The sequence below is a fragment of the Streptomyces sp. SID5785 genome (genome assembly GCF_009870065.1).
Taxonomy (GTDB): domain Bacteria; phylum Actinomycetota; class Actinomycetes; order Streptomycetales; family Streptomycetaceae; genus Streptomyces.
Window position 1 is genome coordinate 1 of sequence record NZ_WWIA01000567.1, and the last position, 4,088, is coordinate 4,088.

At 72.3% G+C, this 4,088-nt stretch carries 4 protein-coding genes; 1 reads left to right on the forward strand and 3 read right to left on the reverse strand.

Going from position 1 to position 4,088, the window contains the following annotated elements; translation table 11 throughout:
- The 3 genes from GTW43_RS18465 to GTW43_RS18475 all read right to left on the reverse strand — a co-directional run.
- A partial coding sequence (locus tag GTW43_RS18465; protein ID WP_237536678.1) for an alanine--tRNA ligase-related protein occupies positions 1 to 913 on the reverse strand: 913 nt, incomplete at its 3' end.
- On the reverse strand, positions 913 to 1,269 hold the full coding sequence (locus GTW43_RS18470; protein WP_161303119.1) for a DUF6167 family protein: 357 nt from the start codon (positions 1,267 to 1,269) through the stop codon (positions 913 to 915). The genes GTW43_RS18470 and GTW43_RS18465, both read right to left, overlap by 1 nt.
- 7 nt (positions 1,270 to 1,276) lie before the next feature.
- Complete coding sequence (locus tag GTW43_RS18475) at positions 1,277 to 1,723, reverse strand: DUF948 domain-containing protein (RefSeq protein WP_161303120.1); 447 nt, start codon at positions 1,721 to 1,723, stop codon at positions 1,277 to 1,279.
- Between the two features lie 184 nt (positions 1,724 to 1,907).
- On the opposite strand from GTW43_RS18475, the gene GTW43_RS18480 reads away from it, so the two are divergent.
- Positions 1,908 to 4,088 (forward strand): AAA family ATPase (locus tag GTW43_RS18480; protein WP_161303121.1); only part of this gene is annotated, 2,181 nt, incomplete at its 3' end.

A 4,088-nucleotide genomic window follows, 5' to 3' on the forward strand; every position in this document is an offset into this window, starting at 1 on the left:
AGCCGCGGCCCTCGTTGCCCGGGGTGACGCCGTCGCCGATGAGCATCGTCGAGGTGCGCATGTGGTCGGCGACGACGCGCAGCGAGACGTCGGACTCGTGCCGGGCGCCGTAGGCGACGCCGGTCAGTTCGCCGGCCTTGTCGATGACGACCTTGAGGGTGTCCGTCTCGTACATGTTCTGCACGCCCTGCAGGATCATCGCGAGGCGCTCGAGGCCGAGGCCCGTGTCGATGTTCTGCGAGGGCAGGTCGCCGAGGATCTCGAAGTCGTCCTTGCCGGTGCCGGGACCGCGCTCGTACTGCATGAAGACCAGGTTCCAGATCTCCACGTAGCGCTCGTCGTTGACGGCCGGGCCGCCCTCCTCGCCGAACTCGGGACCACGGTCGTAGTTGATCTCGGAGCACGGGCCGCACGGGCCGGGGACGCCCATGGACCAGAAGTTGTCCTTCTTGCCCAGGCGCTGGATGCGCTCCTTCGGCACCCCGACGACCTCGTGCCAGATGCGCTCGGCCTCGTCGTCGTCGAGGTAGACGGTGATCCAGAGCTTCTCCGGCTCCAGGCCGTAGCCACCCTTGTCCTGGGGCGTGGTGAGCAGCTCCCAGGCGTACTTGATGGCGCCTTCCTTGAAGTAGTCGCCGAAGGAGAAGTTGCCGCACATCTGGAAGAACGTGCCGTGGCGGGTGGTCTTGCCGACCTCTTCGATGTCGGGCGTGCGCACGCACTTCTGGACCGAGGTGGCGCGCGGCGCGGGCGGCTTGACCTCACCCAGGAAGTAGGGCTTGAAGGGGACCATGCCGGCGGGGACGAGCAGCAGAGTCGGGTCGTCCGCGATGAGCGACGCCGAGGGCACGACCTTGTGGCCACGCTCCTCGAAGAAGCTCAGCCAGCGGCGGCGGATTTCAGCCGACTCCATCAGTGGTCCTCATTCCGGTTGTTGATCGAGTACCTGGTGTTCTCGAGGTACTTGGGGTGCTCGGTGGGCTTGCCGAAGGTGTTCTCGATGACGGCGAAGCCGCGGGGGGCGGGAAGTTCACGCTCCGGGGTCTCGTTCAACCCCAGTGCGTCGCCCAGTTGTGCCTCGCGCTCGGCCATGTTGTCCCGGACGTCGAGGGCGAAGTCCTTGAGCCGGTGGCCCGCCTCGACGGCCTTGTTCGCCGCCTGGGCGGCGAGGCTCTCGGGAGTGAGCTGCTTCAGCTTGCGGTTGACCTTGGTGGTGGCCCACACGCCGGCGGCGGCGCCCGCGGTGAACCAGAACGTACGACGGAACATCGCTCGGTCAGTCCCTCTTATTCCGGTCGGCGCGCTTGGCGCGGCGCGATGCCGGGACCGCGCGGCCCACGATCACGGTACGTCGGCTCGGCTTGGCGGGCGCGTCCTTGCCCTTGCCGCCGATCGCCCGGCGCACCCCGTACCCGAAGGCCGCCACCTTGACCAGCGGGCCCCCGAAGGTGGAGGCGACGGTGGAGGAGAGCGCCGACGCGTTCGACGTGACTTCCTGGACGTCGGAGGCGATCGCGTCGACCCGGTCGATCTGGGTCTGGGCGGAGCGCACCGCGGTGGAGGCGTCGGCCAGCAGGGGCACGGCCTGCTCGGTCACGTCCGCGACCAGCTTCGTGGTCGCCCTGAGCGTCTGGGCCAGTCTCGCGAGTGCCACCGCGAGGAAGGAGACCAGGATCGCCCAGAAGACGGCCACGAGGATCCCGGCCACCTCACCACCGGACACTTGGCACCACTTTCTGGTTCGGCACTGTCTGATGCGCCGTCGCTGAACCGCTGAACATCGAAAAGTCGTCTCCGAGCCTATCGCGCCCGGCCCCGCGCTCCGTACCCCGTTCCCCGTTCGCGCGGCTCCTCTTCGGCTCGACCGATTGTACGGACCGCGTACGGGTGAGTACGCTCCGTACCCCATGCGACGCTCTCCGTGCCCCGACGACCCGTCGTCCGGTCCCCCGCGCCCCGGAAACCTCCCCCACGAACTGAACCGTTTCGTCGGCCGTGCCGCGGAGCGGTCGGCGCTGCTGCGCGACCTGGAGACCACGCGCCTGGTCACGGTGACCGGCGTAGGCGGCGTCGGGAAGTCACGGTTCGCCGCGCACTCGGCGGCCCGCGCGCCCACGGAGCTGCGCCGGGACGGTGTGTGGCGCGTCGAGCTGGCGCCGGTGCGCGACGACGGGCTGGTCGAGCACGCGCTCGCGCAGGCGCTCGGACTGACCGACCACACGACGCGGCCGCCCCGCCAGGTCCTGGTCGACCACCTCGCCGAGCGCCGTCTGCTGCTCGTGCTCGACGGCTACGAGCATCTCGTCGACGCCTGCGCCTCGCTGGTGCGGGACCTGTTGCGGGCCGCGCCCGGGCTGCGGGTGATCGCGGTGGGGCGCCGGCCGCTGGCGCTGGCCGGGGAGCGGCTGTTCCCGCTGGCACCGCTGACGGCGGCGGACGCCGCGGAGCTGTTCGCGGACCGGGCGCGGGGGCTGCTCCCCGCCTTCCGCGACGACACGGGCGACCCGGCGGTCCTGGAACTGTGCCGCCGTCTGGACTGCCTGCCGCTCGCGGTGGAGCTGGCGGCGGGCCGGCTGCGGGCGCTGTCACCGGCCCAGCTGGTGGAGCGGCTCGACGACCGCTTCCGGCTGCTCACGGGCGGCGGCCGGGACGCCCTGCCGCGCCACCAGACGCTCCGTACGACGATCGGCTGGAGCCACGAGCTGTGCACGGCGCCGGAGCGGCTGCTGTGGGCGCGGCTCTCCGTGTTCTCCGGCCCCTTCGACCTGGAGGCCGCGGAGTACGTGTGCGGCGGCGACGGCCTGCGCCACGACGAGATCCTCGACGTGCTGGACGCGCTGCTCGCCCAGTCCGTGGTGCTGCGCGAGGAGGGCCGCGGCGCGGTCCGCTACCGGCTTCTCGACACGGTCCGCGCGTACGGCGCCGAGTGGCTCGACTCGCTCGGCGACACGGACCGGATGCGGCGCCGGCACCGCGACTGGTACCTGGGGCTGGCCACCTGGTGCGAGCTCGACTGGTTCTCACCACGGCAGAGCGAGGTCGCGACCCGGATCGACGCGGAGCTGCCGAACCTGCGGGCGGCCCTCGAGTTCTGTCTCTCGGAGCCGGGCGAGGGCCATCTGGGCCGGTATCTCGCGGGCACGCTGTGGTTCTACTGGGCGGGCTGCGGCCGGCTCGCGGAGGGCAGGCACTGGCTCGACCGCAGCGTCGGTCCGGACGGGGAGCACGGCGCGGAGGGCGCGGACCCGGACGAGTACCGGGACGCACGGCTCAAGGCGCTGTGGGTGCTCGGCTACGTCGCGGTGCTGCAGGGCGACGTGGTGTCCGCCCTCGCCGCGCTCGAGGAGTGCCGCACGGAGGCGGAGCACGCGGGCAACGCGACGGCGCTCGCGTACGCGGTGCACCGCACCGGCTGCCTGGCGCTCATCACCGAAGATCTGCCGCGCGCGGAACGGCTGTTGCGCTCGGCCCTGCGGCGCTACCGGGAGATCGGCGAGCTCAACAGCAACGTGCTGATGGGCCAGGTCGAGCTGGCGATGGCCGTGGCCTTCCAGGGCGACCTGCCGCAGGCCGTCGCCCTGTGCGAGGACGTACGCGAGGTCTGCGCGGACCACGGCGAGCGCTGGACGCGGGCGTACGCGCTGTACGTCCTGGCCTACGCGGCATGGACCCGGGGCGACCTGCCCGAGGCGCGGGAGCTGCTCGTCGAGTGCCTGGTCATCGACCACGAGTTCCACGATCTGCTCGGCCTGGTGCTCGCGGTGGAACTGCTCGCGCTGGTCACGGAGGCGGAGGGGGACGCCCCGGAGGCGGCCCTGCTACAGGGCGCGGCGGGGAGGATCTGGCCGTCGGTGGGTCCGCCGCTGTTCGGCTCGGGGCACTACAACGGCCCGCACGAGGTGTGCGAGGGGCGGGCGCGGGCGGTGCTCGGGGACGCGCGGTTCGACGAGCTGGCGCGCGCGGGCGAGCGGCTCGCCGCGGACGAGGTCGTGGAGCGGGTGCTGCGCCGGGGCGCACGGCCGGTGGCGGCGGTGCCCGCACCGCGGCAGCCGCGCTCCGGCGGCGCGGAGGCCGGTCCGGAGACCGGC

What these genes read in the sequence shown, in the direction of transcription:
- GTW43_RS18470 (WP_161303119.1), bottom strand. Translation starts at nt 1,269, where the DNA reads ATGTTCCGTCGTACGTTCTGGTTCACCGCGGGCGCCGCCGCCGGCGTG.